This is a genomic window from Bradyrhizobium liaoningense (genome assembly GCF_018130825.1).
Classification (GTDB): domain Bacteria; phylum Pseudomonadota; class Alphaproteobacteria; order Rhizobiales; family Xanthobacteraceae; genus Bradyrhizobium; species Bradyrhizobium liaoningense_B.
Genome location: NZ_JAFCJS010000003.1, coordinates 803,617 through 822,482, shown reverse-complemented (window position 1 = coordinate 822,482; position 18,866 = coordinate 803,617). Strand labels below are relative to the sequence as shown.

Annotated in this window: 18 protein-coding genes; 11 read left to right on the top strand and 7 right to left on the bottom strand. The window is 64.9% G+C overall.

The genetic code is table 11. The annotated features are described in order from the left end of the window. Window positions 1-125: 125 nt before the first annotated feature. The 3 genes from JQ603_RS17325 (at window position 126) to JQ603_RS17315 (ending at window position 3,432) form a co-directional block, all read left to right on the top strand. Window positions 126-2,048, top strand: a complete 1,923-nt coding sequence (locus JQ603_RS17325) for a propionyl-CoA synthetase (protein ID WP_212341183.1) — start codon at window positions 126-128, stop codon at window positions 2,046-2,048. A gap of 175 nt (window positions 2,049-2,223) precedes the next feature. After that, entirely contained in the window at window positions 2,224-2,493 is a 270-nt protein-coding gene (locus JQ603_RS17320; protein ID WP_212341181.1) for a hypothetical protein, read from the top strand. Window positions 2,494-2,685: 192 nt separating this feature from the next. Next, entirely contained in the window at window positions 2,686-3,432 is a 747-nt protein-coding gene (locus JQ603_RS17315) for an OmpW/AlkL family protein (RefSeq protein ID WP_212341180.1), read from the top strand. Window positions 3,433-3,736: 304 nt separating this feature from the next. Here the strand turns inward: JQ603_RS17315 and JQ603_RS17310 are convergent, their stop codons facing one another. After that, window positions 3,737-4,429 carry a DUF1013 domain-containing protein gene (locus JQ603_RS17310; RefSeq protein WP_165424570.1) on the bottom strand — a complete coding sequence of 231 codons (693 nt, stop codon included), beginning with the start codon at window positions 4,427-4,429 and terminating at the stop codon, window positions 3,737-3,739. Window positions 4,430-4,683: 254 nt separating this feature from the next. Between JQ603_RS17310 and ispH the strand changes: the two genes are divergently transcribed. Genes ispH through rnhA form a run of 3 tightly spaced genes read left to right on the top strand, consistent with a single transcriptional unit; the run spans window position 4,684 to window position 7,103 of the window. Beyond that, window positions 4,684-5,652, top strand: coding sequence for a 4-hydroxy-3-methylbut-2-enyl diphosphate reductase (ispH, locus tag JQ603_RS17305; protein WP_212341179.1), 969 nt, complete (start codon window positions 4,684-4,686; stop codon window positions 5,650-5,652). Between the two features lie 6 nt (window positions 5,653-5,658). Then, a complete protein-coding gene (locus tag JQ603_RS17300) occupies window positions 5,659-6,642 on the top strand; it encodes a homoserine kinase (RefSeq protein ID WP_212341178.1) in 984 nt (327 codons plus the stop codon). Next, the gene (gene rnhA, locus JQ603_RS17295; RefSeq protein ID WP_035706683.1) at window positions 6,639-7,103 is read left to right on the top strand and encodes a ribonuclease HI; all 465 of its coding nucleotides are present in this window, start codon (window positions 6,639-6,641) and stop codon (window positions 7,101-7,103) included. Before JQ603_RS17300 ends, rnhA begins: the two co-directional genes overlap by 4 nt. A gap of 155 nt (window positions 7,104-7,258) precedes the next feature. Here rnhA and JQ603_RS17290 read toward each other — a convergent pair whose 3' ends face one another. The 6 genes from JQ603_RS17290 to JQ603_RS17265 form a co-directional block, all read right to left on the bottom strand. Then, on the bottom strand, window positions 7,259-7,744 hold the full coding sequence (locus JQ603_RS17290; RefSeq protein ID WP_008543132.1) for a peroxiredoxin: 486 nt from the start codon (window positions 7,742-7,744) through the stop codon (window positions 7,259-7,261). 108 nt (window positions 7,745-7,852) lie between these two features. After that, complete coding sequence (locus tag JQ603_RS17285; protein ID WP_212341177.1) at window positions 7,853-8,407, bottom strand: DUF924 family protein; 555 nt, start codon at window positions 8,405-8,407, stop codon at window positions 7,853-7,855. Between the two features lie 16 nt (window positions 8,408-8,423). Continuing rightward, window positions 8,424-10,109, bottom strand: a complete 1,686-nt coding sequence (locus tag JQ603_RS17280; protein ID WP_212341176.1) for a long-chain fatty acid--CoA ligase — start codon at window positions 10,107-10,109, stop codon at window positions 8,424-8,426. A gap of 193 nt (window positions 10,110-10,302) precedes the next feature. Continuing rightward, the gene (locus tag JQ603_RS17275; protein ID WP_212341175.1) at window positions 10,303-11,760 is read right to left on the bottom strand and encodes a D-alanyl-D-alanine carboxypeptidase family protein; all 1,458 of its coding nucleotides are present in this window, start codon (window positions 11,758-11,760) and stop codon (window positions 10,303-10,305) included. 190 nt (window positions 11,761-11,950) lie between these two features. Further along, entirely contained in the window at window positions 11,951-13,747 is a 1,797-nt protein-coding gene (locus JQ603_RS17270) for a glucan ABC transporter ATP-binding protein/ permease (RefSeq protein WP_212341173.1), read from the bottom strand. An 85-nt stretch (window positions 13,748-13,832) separates the two neighbouring features. Further along, window positions 13,833-14,882 carry an ABC transporter substrate-binding protein gene (locus JQ603_RS17265; RefSeq protein ID WP_212341171.1) on the bottom strand — a complete coding sequence of 350 codons (1,050 nt, stop codon included), beginning with the start codon at window positions 14,880-14,882 and terminating at the stop codon, window positions 13,833-13,835. Window positions 14,883-15,108: 226 nt separating this feature from the next. Between JQ603_RS17265 and JQ603_RS17260 the strand changes: the two genes are divergently transcribed. From JQ603_RS17260 to JQ603_RS17240, 5 genes are all read left to right on the top strand, one after another. After that, on the top strand, window positions 15,109-15,477 hold the full coding sequence (locus tag JQ603_RS17260; RefSeq protein ID WP_211411694.1) for a hypothetical protein: 369 nt from the start codon (window positions 15,109-15,111) through the stop codon (window positions 15,475-15,477). Window positions 15,478-15,607: 130 nt separating this feature from the next. Next, window positions 15,608-16,012, top strand: a complete 405-nt coding sequence (gene hisE, locus JQ603_RS17255) for a phosphoribosyl-ATP diphosphatase (RefSeq protein ID WP_212341169.1) — start codon at window positions 15,608-15,610, stop codon at window positions 16,010-16,012. A gap of 36 nt (window positions 16,013-16,048) precedes the next feature. Further along, window positions 16,049-16,651: a YqaA family protein gene (locus JQ603_RS17250; RefSeq protein WP_212341167.1), complete on the top strand. Its 603-nt coding sequence runs from the start codon at window positions 16,049-16,051 to the stop codon at window positions 16,649-16,651. A 38-nt stretch (window positions 16,652-16,689) separates the two neighbouring features. After that, complete coding sequence (locus JQ603_RS17245) at window positions 16,690-17,229, top strand: hypothetical protein (protein ID WP_212341166.1); 540 nt, start codon at window positions 16,690-16,692, stop codon at window positions 17,227-17,229. A gap of 36 nt (window positions 17,230-17,265) precedes the next feature. Further along, complete coding sequence (locus tag JQ603_RS17240) at window positions 17,266-18,666, top strand: aspartate ammonia-lyase (RefSeq protein WP_212341165.1); 1,401 nt, start codon at window positions 17,266-17,268, stop codon at window positions 18,664-18,666. Window positions 18,667-18,866: the final 200 nt, after the last annotated feature.

Sequence of the window (18,866 nt, the reverse complement as noted above, 5' to 3'; positions counted from 1 at the left end):
AACCGCGGCCCGTTCCCGGGAAAATAGCCCTCAAACAAGGCCGGCAATTGATCCTGGTCATGGCGGGACACCTGTCCTGCCACAAGGGTTCGGGGCCAGGCCATAAAGGGAACGGGAGCGCGGGAATGAATGTCCGGGGAAACGCCGAAGGGAAGAGTCTCTATCACGAGGTCCATGCGCGCTCGCTGGCCGATCCCGAGGGCTTCTGGGCCGAGGCGGCCAGGGAGATCGACTGGATCGAACCGCCCAAAAAGATCTTCGACCCCTCGCAGGGACCCTATGGCCGCTGGTTCACCGGCGGCGTGGTCAACACCTGCTACAACGCGCTCGACCGCCATGTCGAACGCGGCCGCGCCGACCAGGTCGCGCTGATCCACGATTCGCCGCTCACGAACTCGATCACCAAGCTCACCTATGCCGAGCTCCTGAGCGAGGTGCAGGCGCTTGGCGCCATCATGCAGGATTTCGGCGTCGCCAAGGGCGACCGAGTCATCCTCTACATGCCGATGGTGACGGAGGCGGTGGTCGCGATGCTCGCCTGCGCGCGCATCGGCGCGGTGCATTCGGTGGTGTTCGGCGGCTTTGCCGCAAAGGAACTCGCCACCCGGATCGACGATGCGCAGCCGAAGCTCATCTTGTCGGCGAGCTGCGGCATCGAGCCCGGCCGGATCGTGCAGTACAAGCCGCTGCTCGACGAGGCGATCAGGCTTGCCGGCAGCAAGCCGAAGGCCTGTATCGTGCTGCAGCGTCCGCAGCTCACCTGTGACCTCACGCCGGGCCGCGATTACGATTGGGCGAGCCTGCGCCGCAAGGCGATCAACGACGGCAAGAAGGCACCTTGCGTTCCCGTCGCCGCCACCGATCCGCTCTACATCCTCTACACCTCGGGCACGACAGGCATTCCCAAGGGCGTCGTGCGCGACAATGGCGGCCATCTGGTCGCGGTGAAATGGTCGATGTTCAACCTCTATGGCGTCAAGCCGGGCGAGGTCTGGTGGTGCGGCTCCGACATCGGCTGGGTGGTCGGCCACAGCTACATCATCTACGGCCCGCTGCTGCATGGCGCGACCTCGATCATGTACGAAGGCAAGCCGGTCGGCACGCCTGACGCCGGCGCGTTCTGGCGCGTCATCTCGGAGCACAAGGCGGTCGCCTTGTTCACCGCGCCGACCGCGTTCCGCGCGATCCGGAAAGAGGATCCGGATGGGAAGTTCATCCGGCAATACGACCTGTCGACATTCCGCACGCTGTTCCTCGCCGGCGAACGCGCCGATCCGCCGACGGTGGAATGGGCGGAGCAGCAGCTCAAGGTGCCTGTCATCGACCATTGGTGGCAGACCGAGACCGGCTGGTGCATCGCCGGCAATCCGGTTGGTCTCGGCGCACTTCCGGTGAAGCACGGCTCGCCGACGGTGCCGATGCCGGGCTATCAGGTCGACGTGGTGGATGAAGCGGCCAAGCCCGTCGGCCCCAACACCATGGGCTCGATCGTCATCAAGCTGCCGATGCCGCCTGGCTGCCTGCCGACGCTGTGGAACCAGGACGCGCGCTTCAGGGAAGCTTACCTCAGCGAATTCCCCGGCTATTACAAAACCTCGGACGCCGGCTACAAGGACGAGGACGGCTACGTCTTCGTCATGGGCCGCACTGACGACATCATCAATGTCGCCGGCCATCGCCTGTCGACCGGCGGCATGGAGGAGATCCTGGCCTCGCATCCCGATGTCGCCGAATGCGCCGTGCTCGGCGTCAAGGACGCGATCAAGGGCGAGGTACCCTGCGGCTTCCTGGTGCTCAAGGCCGGCGTCAAGCGCCCGCCCGCCGAGATCGAGAAGGAGATCGTCGCGCTGGTGCGCGACAAGCTCGGCCCGGTCGCCGCCTTCAAGCTCGCCATCACCGTCGGCCGGCTGCCCAAGACGCGTTCCGGCAAGATCCTGCGCGGCACCATCAAGAAGATCGCCGACGGCGAATCCTGGACCATGCCGGCCACGATCGAGGATCCCAAGGTGCTGGATGAGATTGGCGAGGCGCTGAAGGGAAGGGTGTGACGCGAAGCGTCATCCCGGGGCGGTCCGCCGGACCGAACTATGGTGCGCAATTGCGCACCTGAGGATCTCGAGATTCCGGGTCTGGTGCTGACGCACCATCCCGGAATGACGGTGTCACCGACTTACAATCTCCTCATTCCGCGCTAAACAGGGGCCGGCCAACAAGGGACCCTCGATGCCACTCTCCACCGCGCCGCGCCTGCTCGCAGCCGTAACTCTCGCCATCGCTCTCTCCGCCTGCTCGGCGCGCTACCAGACGCCGGTGGCCGTGGGCGGCGACGATGACGACGCGGTGTGCCAGAGCCGCGGCTACGCCCAGGGCTCGCCGGAATACGTAGCCTGCCGCAAGGACCGCGACGTCCAGCGCAACGCCGCCACCGCGCGCGCCGATCGCCGCCAGCGCGATCTCGGCGAGTACATGTTGAACAATCCCGTGCGGCCGTAAGTGCGGAGCGCAGGAACTATCCTGCCGCGCCATTCGCTCGCACTCGCATATCTCGTGACACATCGGCAACGCTGCGGCCAAATCGTGTCGCGTTTATCCTGATTTGATCGGCGTCAAATCCTTTACCGTCCCCTTTCTGCTCTGAGGCTCATGTCGCGCAACGAGGCGCGGACATGGCTGAAGGGGATTGAAATGGACGGAACGATAAGAAACCTGGCGCGGCTCGCGACGATTGGCGTGATGCTCGCGGGGACTTTTGTCGCGGCGCAGGCCGCGGATCTGCCGGTTTACAAGAAGGCGCCGCCGCCCGTGGAAGCGTTCAATCCCTGGATGGTGCGTCTGCGGGTGCTTGGCGTGTTGCCGGATGCCGGCGGTTCCACCGTCAATGTCGCGGGCGTTCCCTCGCTGTCGTCGCCGAATTCCGGCCTCTCGATCAGCGACCAGGTCGTGCCCGAGCTCGACATCAGCTATTTCTTCACGAAGAACATCGCGGCCGAATTGATCCTCGGCGTCACCAGACACTCGATCAGCGGCACCGGCTCGCTCGCAAGCCTGCCGATCGGCAAATCCACGCTGCTGCCGCCGACGCTGACGCTGCAATATCACTTCGACAATTTCGGCGCGTTCAAGCCGTATGTCGGTGCCGGCGTGAACTACACCGTGTTCTTCAACAATTCCGCCGCCAACGTGCCGGCCGCCATCGTCGGACCGCCCGCGATCGTCGCCACCACCACGAACCTGCACGTCAGCAACGCATGGGGCGGTGCCGTGCAATTCGGCTTCGACTACATGCTCGACCGGCACTGGGGTCTCAACGTCGACGTCAAGAAGCTCTGGCTGCGGCCGGACTATAGCGCGACCGTCAGCGGCCTCCCCGTCACGGGCACTGCGCATATCGATCCATGGCTGGTCGGCGCCGGTGTGACGTACAAGTTTTGAGGACGTTGCTTGCTTGCGCGCTGTTGCCGCGAACGCCCCTGCGCTCCCTCCCCCCTTGCGGGGGAGGGCGGGGGAGAGGGGTGGCCCAGGAAACGGTGTGGGTGAGTCGCGAGTCGCTTTGAGGCGATGGAGGGCGTCCCCGTGTGGTACCCCTCTCCCTAACCCTCGCCCGCAAGGGGGGAGGGAACGCAGCGTGCGCGTGGCGACGTGCGCGGGCAATCACTGTGTACGCACAAAACAAAAACGCGGCAGGTTTTCCTGCCGCGTTTTGCTTTGGATTCGATCGCGAACGAAGAGCGGAGCCTTACTCCTCCTCGTCCTGCTTCTTGCCGCCGAGCGTCTTCAGCTTGGCGAACACGGCGTCGACGTTGAGGTCGTCGCTCGATCGCTCGGCCGGCTCGAACTCGTCCTTCTTGGTGGTCTCGGAGGCCGGCAGCAGGGTGGCGCCGCCATAGGCCGCGTCGATCGGCTTTTCCTTGGCCGCGCGCTGGACCTCGAAATCCAGCTCGATCTGCGAGCAGAGGCCGAGGGTGACCGGGTCGATTGGGGTCAGCGACGAGGTGTTCCAATGGGTGCGGTCGCGCACGCTGGCGATCGTGCTCTTGGTGGTGCCGACGAGGCGCATGATCTGTGCGTCCTTGAGCTCGGCATGGTTGCGCAGCAGCCAGAGGATGGCGCTCGGGCGCTCATGGCGGCGCGAGACCGGGGTGTAGCGCGGGCCCTTGCGCTTGGGCTGCGGCGGCAGCACCACCTTGCTCTCCTGCAGGCGGAGGCGGTAATCCGGGTTCTTCTCGCCCTTCTCGATCTCCTCGCGGGTGAGCTGGCCGTTGGAGAGGGGGTCCATGCCCTTGATGCCCTGGGCGGCGTCGCCGTCGGCGATGGCGCGCACCTCGAGGGGGTGCATCTTGGTGAAATCGGCGACCTGGTCGAAGGTCAGCGCGGTGTTGTCGAGCAGCCAGACGGCGGTCGCCTTGGGCATCAGAGGTGCGTTGCTCATGGCAAATCTCCTTTGTGCTTCGCCCACCCCTCTGGAGGCGAAACCGGTGGTCATCAGCGATGACAGGGAATTCGCGCTATATAAGCCCGGAGGGGCTAGCCACGCAATGGTTCTGCTATAGATAGTGCCTTGACAGCGCCCGAAAGGGGGCCCAATTCCCTCTGCAGTCCCGTAAGCCCGTACCTAAGCCCTATTCATCCATCCGACCGCTTCCCGCCCCATTTGGCGAGGTGATTCGGTCCCGAGATCGCTCAATGTCAGCCAAACCAGACCTCAAGATCGTGCTTTGTTCTCCCCGCGGCTTCTGTGCCGGGGTGGTCCGGGCGATCGACACCGTGGAACGGGCGCTCGATAAGTACGGCGCCCCCGTCTATGTTCGCCACGAGATTGTGCACAATAAGTACGTCGTCGATGGGTTGAAGAAGAAGGGCGCCATTTTCGTCGAGGAACTGGCCGAAATCCCGGAAAATACCACCGCTCCGGTGGTGTTCTCGGCCCATGGCGTGCCGAAATCGGTTCCGGCCGACGCCCAGTCCCGCAATCTGTTCTCGCTGGACGCCACCTGCCCGCTGGTGACCAAGGTGCACCGCGAGGCCGCGATCCACTTCAAGCGCGGCCGCGAGATCTTCCTGATCGGCCATTCCCATCACCCCGAGGTGGTCGGCACGCTCGGCCAGCTTCCGACCGGCGCCGTGACCCTGATCGAGACCGCCGAGGACGCCAAGACCATCAATCCGAAGGACCCTAACAACCTCGCCTTCGTGACCCAGACCACGCTGTCGATCGACGACACCGCGGAGATCGTTGCGCTGCTCAAGGAGCGCTTCCCCAACATCAACGGCCCGCACAAGGAAGACATCTGCTACGCCACCACCAACCGCCAGCTCGCGGTGAAGAAGGTGGCGCCGGTGGTCGACGCGCTCATCGTGGTCGGCGCGCCGAACTCGTCGAACTCGCAGCGCCTGCGCGAGGTCGCCGAACGCGAGGGCTGCAGGATCGCGGTGCTGGCGCAGCGCGCCACCGACATCGACTGGAGCAAGTTCGGCAACATCAGCAGCCTCGGCATCACCGCGGGCGCCTCCGCGCCGGAAGTGATCGTCGAGGAGATCATGGACGCCTTCGCCGAGCGCTATACGCTGCACGTGGAGACGGTCTCGGCCGCGGAGGAGAACGAGTTCTTCCCGCTGCCGCGTCAGGTGCGCCCCGAAGCTGCCGCCGAGTAGACCTTTATGGCGGTCTACACCGACGTTGCCGCCGACGAACTTGCGGATTTCCTGAAGCAATACGATCTCGGCGAACTGCTCTCCTACAAGGGCATCGCCGAGGGCGTCGAAAACTCCAACTTCCTGCTGCACACCAGCCAGGGGTCGTTCATCCTCACGCTCTATGAGAAGCGCGTGGCGAAGAACGATCTGCCGTTCTTCCTCGCACTGATGACGCATCTGGCCGAGCACGGCGTCAATTGCCCGCTGCCAGTGAAGGGACGCGACGGCGAGGCGCTGCGCGAGTTGGCGGGGCGGCCGGCCGCGATCATCACCTTTCTCGAAGGCGTCTGGCCGCGCAAGCCGAACGCGGCCCATTGCGCCGGAGTCGGCGAGGGGCTGGCCAGGATGCATCTGGCCGGTGCGAACTTCGCGATCAAGCGCGCCAATGCGCTGTCGGTTGCGGGCTGGCGGCCGCTGTTCGACGCGGCTGCGAACCGTGCCGACGAGGTACAGCCGGGCCTGCGCGCGTTTCTCGCCGCCGAGCTCGATCATCTCTCGAGTGGGATCTGGCCGACCAGCCTGCCCGAGGGCGTGATCCACGCCGACCTCTTCAACGACAACGTCTTCTTCCTCGGCGACAAGCTGTCGGGCATCATCGACTTCACCTTCGCCTGCAACGACATGCTGGCCTATGACGTCGCGATCTGCCTCAACGCCTGGTGCTTCGAGCCGGATCACTCCTTCAACGTCACCAAGGCGCGCGCCTTCCTCAATGCCTATGGCCGGGTGCGCAAGCTGTCCGAGGCGGAAGAGGCCGCACTGCCGCTGCTGGCGCGCGGCGCCGCAATCCGCTTCCTGCTGACGCGGCTGGTGGACTGGCTCAACGTGCCGCCCGGCGCGCTGGTCAAGCCGAAGGATCCCATGGAATATGTTCGCAAGCTGCGCTTCCACCAGAGTGTATCGAGCGTGCGTGACTACGGGCTGATGCCGTCGGGGCTGGTGGCGTGAGCGAGCTCCCCAATGTGACGATCTATACCGACGGCGCCTGCTCGGGAAATCCCGGGCCCGGCGGCTGGGGCGCGATCCTGAAGTTCGGCGACAAGGAGAAGGAGCTGAACGGCGGCGAGCGTCACACCACCAACAACCAGATGGAATTGATGGCGGCGATCTCCGCGCTCGAGGCGCTGAAGAAGCCGTGCACCGTCGATCTCTACACCGACAGCCAGTATGTCCGGCAGGGCATCACGGGCTGGATCTTCGGCTGGAAGCGCAACGGCTGGCGCACCGCCGACAAGAAGCCGGTGAAGAATGTCGAGCTATGGCAGCGCCTCGACGCCGCCTTGAAGCAGCACGAGGTCCGCTGGCATTGGGTCAAGGGCCACGCCGGCCATCCCGAGAACGAGCGCGCCGATCAGCTCGCGCGCGACGGGATCGCGAAGGCGCGGTTGCAGCAGCGGGTGGGGGAGTAGGCGACGCGCTGCCCGCGTCGCCCGGTTTCGTAGGGTGGGCAAAGCGAAGCGTGCCCACGACTTTTTTCAATCTGGGAAAGATGGTGGGCACGGCGCTGACGCGCCTTTGCCCACCCTACGGCACCTCCCGCTTGGAAGGAGCCCAGGCCTAAGCCTTACAGCTGCCCGAGCAGCGTATCGCCGCCGGAGACCTCGACCTTGCCGGGCATGGCCTCGAGGTTCAGCTTCTTGACCACGCCGTCCTCGACCAGCATCGAATAGCGCTTGGAGCGGATGCCGAGGCCGTTGGCGGAGGCATCGAGCTCCATGCCGATCGCCTTGGCGAACTCGGCATTGCCGTCGGCGAGGAAGATCGCCTCGTCGCGCTGGTCGGTGTCGCGCTTCCAGGCGTTCATGACGAAGGCGTCGTTGACGGAGACGATCGCGATGGTGTCGACGCCCTTGTCCTTCATGGCATAGGCGTTGAGGAAGATGCTCGGCAGATGCATCTTGTGGCAGGTGCCGGTGTAGGCGCCGGGGACGGCGAACAGCGCCACCTTCTTGCCCTTGAAGATATCGTCGGTGGTCTTCACCTGCGGGCCTTCCGCGGTCATCACGCGGAATTTCGCCTCGGGCAGCTTGTCGCCAGTCTGGATCGCCATCGTCAGTCTCCCTGAAAATCGGTAGGGCTTTTTAGACCGTGGCGCAGGCCTGCACAATATTGCCGGGAGGGGAAGTGACAGGGCCGATGGCCCTTCACCGTGATGTCATCAGCCGGCAAAACCGCCGCCGTCGAGAAAGGCCTGCTCTTCCTCGGTGGTATCGCGGCCGAGGATGCGGTTGCGGTGGGGGAAGCGGCCGAACCGCTGGATGATGTCGGCGTGCACCCGCGCGTATTTCTGGTTCTCGGTATTATCGGTGTTCGCAAACAGCGCGATGCAGTGCAACTGGTCGGGCAGATGCTCGGAATGCATGAACGGCAAATAGAGGAATTCGAGCAGGATGGGATCGATCCTGCGGTCGACGCCCCGCTCGATGGCGCGGCGGGCGACGTCGCGCGCCAAGGCGTCGCTGGCAAAGGCTTGCCGAGTGCCGCGAAACATGTTGCGGGGAAACTGGTCGAACACGATGACCAGCGCGAGCGCGCCCTCGTCATTGTCTTCCCAAGACGCGAGCGTGCCCGCGGCCGCCTTCTGCCACAACGGGAGAAAGCGGCGCTCGATCTCGGCGTCAAACGCATCATCGCGCTCGTACCAGCGCTCGCCGCCGGCCTCGCGCCAGAAGGCGAGAACGCCTGATGGCGTCATGTCGCGGGCGTCAGTCATGAACAGGAAGCGCGCGTTACGCCGCCTCCGCCTTCTTCTCGTCGCGAAGCTGCCGGCGCAGGATCTTGCCGACATTGGTCTTCGGCAGGTCGGTGCGGAATTCGATGTGCTTGGGCACCTTGTAGCCGGTGAGCTGCTCGTGACAGAACTTGATCACGGCTTCCGCCGTGAGGTTCGGATCCTTCTTCACGACGAACGCCTTCACCGCCTCGCCGGACTTGGAATCGGGGATGCCGATCACGGCGCATTCGAGCACGCCCGGATGGCTCGCGATCACTTCCTCGATCTCGTTGGGATAGACGTTGAAGCCGGACACCAGGATCATGTCCTTCTTGCGGTCGACGATCTTGGTGTAGCCCTTCTCGTCCATGACGCCGATGTCGCCGGTGCGGAAATAGCCGTCTGCGGTCATCACCTTGGCGGTCTCTTCCGGCCTGTTCCAGTAGCCCGACATCACCTGCGGGCCCTTGGCGCAGATCTCGCCCGCCTGGCCGAGCGGCACTTCGTTGCCGTCGTCATCGCGGATCGAGATCCAGGTCGAGGGCACGGGAATGCCGATCGATCCCGAGAACTCGGTCGTGGTCGCGGGGTTGCAGGTGAGCGTCGGCGAGGTCTCGGACAGGCCGTAGCCTTCGGCGATGAAGCAGCCTGTCACCGCCTTCCACTGCTCGGCCACCGGGCGCTGCACCGCCATGCCGCCGCCGTTGGAGATCTTCAGCTTGGAGAAGTCGAGCTTCTTGAAGTCGGGATGATGCATCAGGCCGTTGTAGAGCGTGTTGACGGCCGGGAAGCTGTTGACTTGGTATTTTGCAAGCTCCTTGACGAAGCCGGCGATGTCGCGCGGATTCGGGATCAGCAGATTGCAGCCGCCGGCGCGCACCGCGAGCAGGTAGCAGGCCGTCAGCGCGAAGATGTGGTAGAGCGGCAGCGCGCAGACGATCATCAGCTGCTCGACATGCGGCGGCTGCGCCAGCGCCGGCTGGAGCCAGGCGTCGTTCTGCAGCACGTTGGCGACGATGTTGCGGTGGAGCAGGGTCGCGCCCTTGGAGACGCCGGTTGTGCCGCCCGTATATTGCAGGAACGCGACGTCGCCCGGCGACAGCTTTGGCTTGTTGAAGGTCAGAGAGCGACCGGCCGAGATCGCGTCGTTAAAGGACACCGCGCCCGGCAATGACCAGGCCGGCACCATCTTCTTGACGCGGCGGACGACGAGATTGACGATCACGCCCTTGAAGCCGAGCAAATCGCCCATGCTGCCGACGATGACGTGCTTCACGCCCGTCCTGGCGATCACCTGCTCGACGGTGTGGGCAAAGTTCTCCAGCACGATGATGGCTTCGGCGCCGGAATCCTTGAGCTGATGCTCGAGCTCGCGCGGGGTGTAGAGCGGGTTGACGTTGACGACGGCGAAGCCGGCGCGCAGCACCGCGGCGGTCGCCACCGGATATTGCAGCACGTTCGGCATCATGATCGCGACGCGCGCACCGCGCTGGAGCCCGCGGCCCTGCAAGTAAGCGGCGAGCGCGACCGACATCTGGTCGAGGTCGCGATAGCTGATCGACTTGTCCATGCAGATGAACGCCTTGCGGTCGGCGAACTTGGTGAAGCTCTCCTCCAGCAGGTCAACCAGCGATGCGTATTGCGTCGGCTCGATGTCGGCGGGCACGCCGGGCGGATATTGCTTGAGCCAGATGCGCTCCATGGAAAACTCCCCTCAATTTACCGGAGCCCGTTGTGTCTCGGGCTTGCCTCATTGCCGCCAGTATCGAGCCTGCCGGAACGGGTGGCAAGCCGTCGAGGCTTAGGGCAAAGGTCGGAGAGTGGCTACTGGAATCGTCGCAAACCGCGCTTGCCGCAGGTGCGAAGCGCGGGCGGCGGATCATTTCCGAGGGGTGTTAACTGTTATTGGCCGGCTTGGCGGGAGGCTTGGTCGCGGCCTTGGGCTTGGCGGGCTTTGCGGTCTGGTCGCCGCTTGCCGCGGGCTTTGCCGCCGCATCGGACTTGGCTGCGGCATGCTTGGCCCCAGCCGACTTGGCTGCGGTCTTGCCGTCGCTCTTGGCGTCTTTCTTGGCGTCAGCCGGCTTTGCCGCTGCCGTCTTGGCATCCTTCGGCTTATCGGCGGGCTTGTCGGCTGCGTCAGGCTTCTTGGCGACGCGCGACTTCTTGCCACGCGGCTTTGGCGTCGCCTGCTGATCGGCATCGGCCGCGACCGCCGCGATCAGGGCGGTGCCGGTACGGGTCGGCCCGGTATAGACCAGCACGGGCTCGGTCGCCGCCGGCGCCGAGGCCATCAGCTCGGAGGCCTTCATCAAAGGCGGCTGGAGGCCGGCGGTGAAGAAGGTCACCTGGGCTTCGCCGCCGGTCGCGGACGCCGATCCCGATGTACCGCCATTGGCTGCGATCAACGCGTCATCGTCGTCGCTCGCCGGCCGCTTGCGATGACCGCCGCACATCTCGTCGCGCAGGTTCGGCGGCGAGGCGTCGACCGGCATCAGCTTGTCGACGGTGCCGAGCGAGGGGCGGAGCCAGGTGAGACCGTCCTGGCTGAAGCCGCGCTCGAGCAGCTGCGCGGCCTTCACCGCGCGCGCGGTGCCGGAGTTCGCACCCAGCACCACCGCGATCAGGCGGCGGCCGTTGCGCGTTGCCGAGGCCACGAGATTATAGCCGGAGGCGCAGATGAAGCCGGTCTTGAAACCGTCGGCGCCGGGATAGCGGCCGATCAGCTTGTTGAAATTGCCGGTAACGCGCTTGCCGAAGCGGATCGCCGGGATGTGCACGAAGTATTCGTATTCGGGCAGATCGCGCAGGAACGAGCGCGCGAGGATGCCGAGGTCGCGGGCCGAGGTGATCTGGCCGTCAGCGGGCAGGCCGTTCGGATTGACGTAGCTCGTCTGCGTCATGCCGAGCTTCTGCGCGGTGTCGTTCATCATCGCCGAGAAGCCGTCGATCGAACCGCCGACGCCTTCGGCGAGCACGACGGCCATGTCGTTGGCCGACTTCACCATCATCATCTTCAGCGCGTTGTCGACGGTGAGCTGCGTTCCCGGACGGAACCCCATCTTCGACGGCGATTGCGAGGCGGCCGTCAGCGACACCGTGAGCAGCGTGTCGAGCGTGAGCCTGCCGTCCTTCACCGCCTTCAGCGTCACATAGGCTGTCATAATCTTGGTGACGGAGGCCGGATACCAGGGAATGGTCGCGTTATCAGCCTGCAGCACCTTGCCGCTGTCCGCTTCGATCAGCAGCAGCGCCTCGGCACTTGCCGTGCGCGGCGCGAGCAGCGCGGCGCATGCGAAGGCCGCAGCGAACAGGTTGAACAGGGATTTGCGAAGCAGCGGGCGAAAAGCGTGCACTATCCGATTCCGGTCCTTGGAGATCCGCCTGATACGGGCGGTCCTCGTGATCTGAGTTTCGGGTTCTGAAATCCGGCGCCGCCGCTTGCGGCGTCGCAAACCTATACCGGCTCGTGCGTCGAGAATAGGGGCCTCCCGCGGGTATTCCGCAACGAAGTAGGCCGAATTTCGACGGTCCTCTCGGGACTTGCTAGGGGGATTTGGCAGCTGTCGCGGCAGCCTCGGCGGCCGTCACGCTGGCCCGTGCGTTCTCCTGGACCATGAACTGGGCCTTGGCCATCTCGGCAAAATGGCCGCCTTTGGCCACGAGTTCATCGAAAGTTCCGGTTTCGATCACGCGTCCATTCTCGAACACCAGGATCCGCGTGGCGTTGCGAATGGTGGAGAGGCGATGGGCAATCACGAAGGTGGTGCGGCCCTTCATCACTTCGTCGAGAGCGGCGTTCACCTTGACCTCGGTGACGGCGTCGAGGGCGGAGGTCGCCTCATCCAGGATCAGGATCGGCGGGTCCTTCAGCAGGGCGCGGGCGATCGAGAGCCGCTGCCGCTCGCCGCCGGAGAGCATGCGGCCGCGCTCGCCGGCATTGGTCTCGAAACCGCCGCTGCGCTCGATGAAGTCGAGCGCCTGCGCGCGCTCGGCAGCCTTGCGCATCTCGGCTTCGGTCGCATCCGGCTTGCCGACGCGCAAGTTTTCCTCGATCGAGCGGTTGAACAGCAGCGCCTCCTGGAACACGACGCCGATGTTCCGCCGCAGCGAGGTCAGCGTCACGCCGCGGACGTCCATGCCGTCGATCTTGATGAAGCCGGATTGCGGATCGAAGGCGCGATGCAGCAGCGCGATCGCGGTGGATTTGCCGGCGCCGGTCGGACCGACCAGCGCGATGGTCTCGCCGGGCAGCGCGGTGAAGGTGAGGTCGTCGATCGCCGGGCGCTTGCCGTCATAGGAGAAGGTGACGTCGTGGAACTCGACGAGGCCGGAGAGCCTGCCGGCATCGATCGCGTCGGGTCGGTCGTGCACCGCGGGCACGGCATCGAGCACGTTGAAGAACTCGCGCAGGCGCGGGGCTTCCATGAAGACGTTGTTGATGAAGCTCACGACCTGCTCGAGCTTCTGGATCAGCATCGTCGCAAAGCTCACGAACATCACGATTTCGCCGACCGAGGTCAGCCCCTGGTCGTGCAGCGCGATACCGAGGGTGAAGATCGCGAGCACCGTGATGGTGGTCGAGGCCCGCGTGATGACGGTGACGAGCGCCCACCAGGACAGCACCGGCATCTGCGCGGCCAGCAGATCGTCGGCGACGGAGCGCAGCCCCTTCACCTCGGATTCGACGCGGACGAAGCTCTGCACCAGCGCGACGTTGCCGAGCGCGTCGGAGGCGCGCGCGGAGAGCTCGCTGTAGTGCTCCTCGACCTCCATCTGCATGCCGAAGGTCTTGCGCACCACGAAGGTCGTCAGCGCGGTGAAGACGACGCAGAGCACGAACAGCAGGATCGCGAGCCGCCAGTTCAGGTACAGCGACAGCGGCAGCAGCACCACGACCGAGAGGATCGCGGCGAAGTGCTCGCGGAAGAAGCCGAGCCACAGCCGCCACAGCGCGTCCGTTCCGTTGAGCATCACCTTCATCAGCCGGCCCGAATGGGTGCCGGAGTGGAAGGTCAGCGGCAGCTGCAGGATGTGCTCGAAATAGTCGGTCAGCACCGCCTGGCGCTGGCGGTGCGAGAGCCGGTCGGCCTGCAAGGCCACGAGCGCGCTGCATGCGATGGTGAAGAGCCCGAATGCCACCCACGCGGCGAGGAACGGCCAGGCCGAGCTCGACCCGGCCACGGTCTTGCCCGAGAGCACGTCGACGATCCGGCCGAACAGCACGGGCTCGGCGAATTGCGAGGCGGCGAGCAGGAGATTGGCGACCGCCAGCAGCCAGCCGAGCCGCGCCTCCTTGCCGAGCAGCTCGAGAACGCGGGAGTAGAGGCGGAGCATGGACATGCGGACTGGCAACTCGGGCAGCTGATGGAGCCCGTATTCTAAGCCGGGATCACCCGCGAGATACAGCGGAAGCTTTCGGTTTTGCTCAATTGATGAGGCGGCTCTCGACGGGCGGCAGGAACCGGTCATCGAAGATATCGCCTGCCGTCGGCCGTTTGCGGAATTTGAAATCCTTGGCGATCTGGTCGATCGAGCGCTCCAGCCGCGCCGGATCGATGCCGCCGAGGCCGTTGCGCCTGACCTCTTCGGTCAGGATGTTGTCGACGAGCACGGTGCGCAGGCGCTCCAGCTCGAGCTCGTGGTCGCCATCGTCGATGCGGCTTGCTGCCTCGTCCGCCGCGCGCGCCGGCTCCTTGACCATTGCGTTGATGCCGCCGATCAGCGCGCGGACGAAACCCTTCACGGCGTCGGGTTTCGCCGCGGCGAAGGCGGGATTGGCCACCACGGCAAAACCATAGGCTTCGCAGCCATAGTCGGCATAACGCAGCACGACGAGATCGCCGCCGGGTACGCCGCGGTCGCGCAGGTTCACCGCCGACAGATGGCTGAAGCCGGCGACGGCATCGACCTGTCCCGCGGACAGGATCGGCTCGCGCACCGCGGCGCTGATCTTGTGGAATTTCACGCGCGAAGCGTTGATGTTGTTCTGCTGCGCCAGCGCCGGCCACAGCCGCATCGACAGGTCGCCGTCGGCGACGCCGACGGTCTTGCCGTCGAGGTCGGGCAGGAGGTGGATGCCGCGGCTCCTGCGCGCGACGATCGCGTAGGGTGCGCGGTTGAACAGAACGAACACCGCCTTGATCGGCGCCGCATCCTCCTTGTCGCGAAAGCGGATCAGCTCGTTGATGTCGACCAGCGCGAGCTCGCTGTCGCCCTTGGCGACGCGCGTGAGCGCTTCCGGCGATCCGGATGCGGTGTTGAAGGACACGTTGAGATGCTCGGCGCCGAACTTGCCGTCTTTCGCGGCGAGGAAGAATGGCGCCATGCTGGCATCGACGGGACGGTCGAAGGTGAAGTGGATCGCTGTGGAGGGAGCGGCACTCTCGGCCGCCGTGGCATCGCGTGCCGTCAACGCGGCGAGCGAGATAGCAAGGGCCAGCAGGCCGCGAAGGACGATCGTCTTGAATCCTGACATCAATTGCGCCGGTCCCGCATTGTTGTGGTTTGTGACGCTCGCAGCGCCGGCCGGCGACGACCGTGCGCGCGCCAACATGAACGGCGGATGAGCGGCGGTTGCGTCACGATCACGCAACCCCGTTCAGCTTGTGTTGGGGCTGGGGAACCCAACATGGGATGCGGGTGTTTGAGAGACATGAGCCAGTCTCAAGGCACCATTCAAGGTCCCAAGGAGGGTCCAGCACATGTTTGACAGATTTTCGAGCCTTACCGGCCGCAAAGCCGTCCTCGCGACAGCTGCGGTGCTGGCGCTGACCGCGGTCGCTCCGACGGCCTCTTACGCAGGCGGCCGCCACTGGCATGGCGGTGGTGGCGGTGCTGCGGCCGCCGCGGCTTTCGCAGCCATTGGCACCGGTCTCGCCATCGCCGCGACCCGCGATGCGTACGCCTATGACTACGGTCCGGGCTACGGCTATTACGGCGGTCCCGTCTATTACAGTGCCCCGGCCTACGGCCCCTATTACGGCCCGGGCCCGAACTACCAGTATCAGCGCTACGGCGGCACCGCGCCCTCGGAGCTCTGCGGCCAGGGCTACTTCACGAATTGCTACTAGGCTTGCCGGCCCCGTTGGCTACCAAAGGTTGACCAAAACAGGCCGTCGCGCTTGTCGCGCCGGCCTGTTTTTTGCTTTTATTGTCGGGCGTTAACGCGCTCGCCATTGGTTTAGAGTAGTTTTGAGTACCATGAGTGATTCGCTTGAGCGGCTATATCTGGCTGTGCTCGCGGCCAAGGATCTCGATCCGGCAACATCGCGTACGGCCCGGTTGTTTCAGCGCGGCCCCTCCAAAATGGCGAAGAAACTGGCCGAGGAGGCCATCGAAGTCGTCATCGATGCCGTCAATGGCGACACCGACGCCGTGATCCGGGAAAGCGCCGACCTGCTCTACAATCTGACCGTGCTGTGGGCCTCGGCCGGCGTGCGCCCCGAGGATGTCTGGCGCGAGATGACGCGGCGGGAAGACATGCTCGGCATCGCCGAGAAATTGCCGAAATCGACAATGAAGCTGCCCAAAGTTGCGTCACCGCGCATCTCTGCACGGCGGCCAATTGCCGCGCTCGAAGGCCGCAGCGCGCGCAAGCGCCATTAAAAGCTTCACAAAACTCGCGATGGACAAATCCGTCCCATGGTGCTTCATCGCGGCGCCATGCTGAAACGTATCTACGACTGGTGCATCGACGCCGCCCACAAGCCCTACGCGCTCTGGATCATGGGAGCCGTGAGTTTTGCAGAAAGCTCCTTCTTTCCGGTCCCGCCGGATGTGATGCTGATCCCGATGTCGCTGGCGCGCCCGCAGCGCGCCTGGCTCTATGCCATGGTCTGTACGATCACATCGGTGCTCGGCGGCCTCCTTGGCTACGCCATCGGGGCGCTGCTGTTCGACTCCGTCGGCCACTGGCTGATCCAGGTCTACGGCCTCGGCGACAAGGTCGATGCCTTCCGCGCCTCCTATGCGGAATGGGGCGCGGTGATCATCCTGCTCAAGGGGCTGACGCCGATCCCCTACAAGCTCGTCACCATCACCTCGGGCTTTGCCGGCTATAATCTCATTCTCTTCACCCTGTGCTCGATCGTCGCGCGCGGCGGACGCTTCTTCATCGTGGCGATCCTGCTCAACCGCTACGGCGACTGGATCCGGCACAAGCTCGAGGAGCATCTCGGATTGTGGGTGACGATCGGCGCCGTCGTGCTGGTGCTCGGCTTCGTGGTGGCGGTCAAGCTGATCTAACCTTTGCCGCCGTGCCGGCTTCGGCTACGGTTGCCGTCATGATGGTTCGATCCGGCAATCCGGCCGTGCGGTTCGGGACGCTGATGGCAACAATGGTGTTGATCCTGCTTGGTGCCGGCGGGGCGGGATGGCCGCAATCTCGGCCGCCCTCGCTCGGCCTCCAGGAGCAGGGGCCGCAGGCCGGGCCGCCGCCGTCGACACCGGCTCCATCGGCGCCGCCGGCGGGCGAGGAGAATCCCGGGCTGATCAACGAAATGGGCAAGCTGTTCGACAAGCTGCCCTCGATCCTGCCGCCGATCAAAAGCCCCGGCGAAACCATGAATGACCTGTCGCGGCTGGCCCAGCCCTCGACCATGGTGTCGGGGCGCGTGGTCTGCCCGGTCTCGTCGAACGGCGCGCCCGACTGCAAGCAGGCCGCCGACCAGCTCTGCCAGGGCAAGGGTTACAGGGAAGGCAAGAGCCTCAACGCCGACTCCGCCGAGAAATGCTCGGCCAAGGTTCTCATCCCGGGCAGGCAACGCAAGCCGGACGACTGCCGCACCGACACTTTCGTGACCAGCGCGCTGTGCCAGAACTGACGTGATGGCCCCGCGCGCATGCAACAAGGAGCGCCTATGAGTCGTACGGAGCAGGATTTCCTCGGACAGCGTGAGATCGCCGACGACATCTACTACGGCGTCCAGACCATCCGCGGGAAGGAGAACTTCCACATCACCGGCATTCCCATGAACCAGGAGCCTTACTTCGTGAAGGCGCTTGGTTACGTGAAGAAGGCCGCCGCGATGGCCAACCGCGACCTCGGCGCGATCGACGCCAAGGTGGCGGATGCGATTATCCTCGGCTGCGACCGCGTCATCGCCGGCGACATGATGGACCAGTTCGTCACCGACTTCATCCAGGGCGGCGCCGGCACATCGACCAACATGAACGCCAACGAGGTGATCGCCAACCTCGCGCTGGAATCGCTCGGTTTCAGCAAGGGCGACTATCAGCACGTCAGCCCCAACGACCACGTCAATTACGGCCAGTCGACCAACGACACCTATCCGACCGCCTTTCGCCTCGCGCTGATCCTGCGGCTCGAGAGCTACATGACGGCGCTGCGGCAGCTCCAGGAGGCCTTCTTCGCCAAGGGCCGCGAGTTCGACCGCGTGCTGAAGATGGGCCGCACGCACCTCCAGGACGCGGTGCCGATGTCGCTCGGCGCCGAATTCCGCGGTTGGGGCACCACGATCGGCGAGGAAGTCGATCGCATCTCGGAAGCACGCGCGCTGCTGCGCGAGATCAATCTCGGCGCCACCGCGATCGGCACCTCCGTGACCGCAGCGGTCGGCTATCCCAAGCTCGCAGTCCGGCACCTGAGCGCGCTCACCGGCGTCGACTTCATCCTTGCCGGCGACCTCGTCGAGGCGACCTCGGACACCGGCGCCTATGTGCAGCTCTCGGGCGTGCTGAAGCGCACCGCGAGCAAGCTGACCAAAATCTGCAACGACATCCGCCTGCTCGCCTCCGGCCCGCGCGCCGGCTTCAACGAGATCAACCTGCCGCAGCTGCAGCCCGGCTCCTCGATCATGCCGGGCAAGGTCAATCCGGTCATTCCTGAAGTCGTCAACCAGACCAGCTTCCTCGTCATCGGCCTCGACACCACGGTGACGCTGGCCGCGAGCGCCGGCCAGCTCCAGCTCAACGTGATGGAGCCGGTGATCTCGTTCGCGCTGTTCTTCTCGATCCGCACCATGGAGCGCGCGGTCAACAGCCTGCGCGAGAACTGCGTTGTCGGCATCACCGCCAACGAGGACCACACCCGCAACATGGTGCTGAACTCGCTCGGCATCGTCACGGTGCTGAAGCCGCTACTCGGCTACAAGCAATGTGCCGAGATCGCGCGCGAGGGCTACAAGAGCGGCAAGTCGCTGCACCAGATCGTCGTCACCGAGCGCAAGCTGCTGACACAGGAGAAGTGGGACGAGATGTTCTCGTTCGAGCGGCTGATCAACCCGGATTTGATTGGGTAGACGCCGGTCTCTCCCTCGTCATTCCGGGGCGCCGCGCAGCGTCGAGCCCGGAATCCCATCGGGCCTCGGCGCAAATAGCGAAATGGATTCCGGGCTCGCGCTTTCGCGCGCCCCGGAATGACGAAAGAGGAATTCCGCTGCTTGGAATTGCGGTAACGGCATCCGCTGCGGCGTCAAAACGCAATACTTGACAGTGGAAA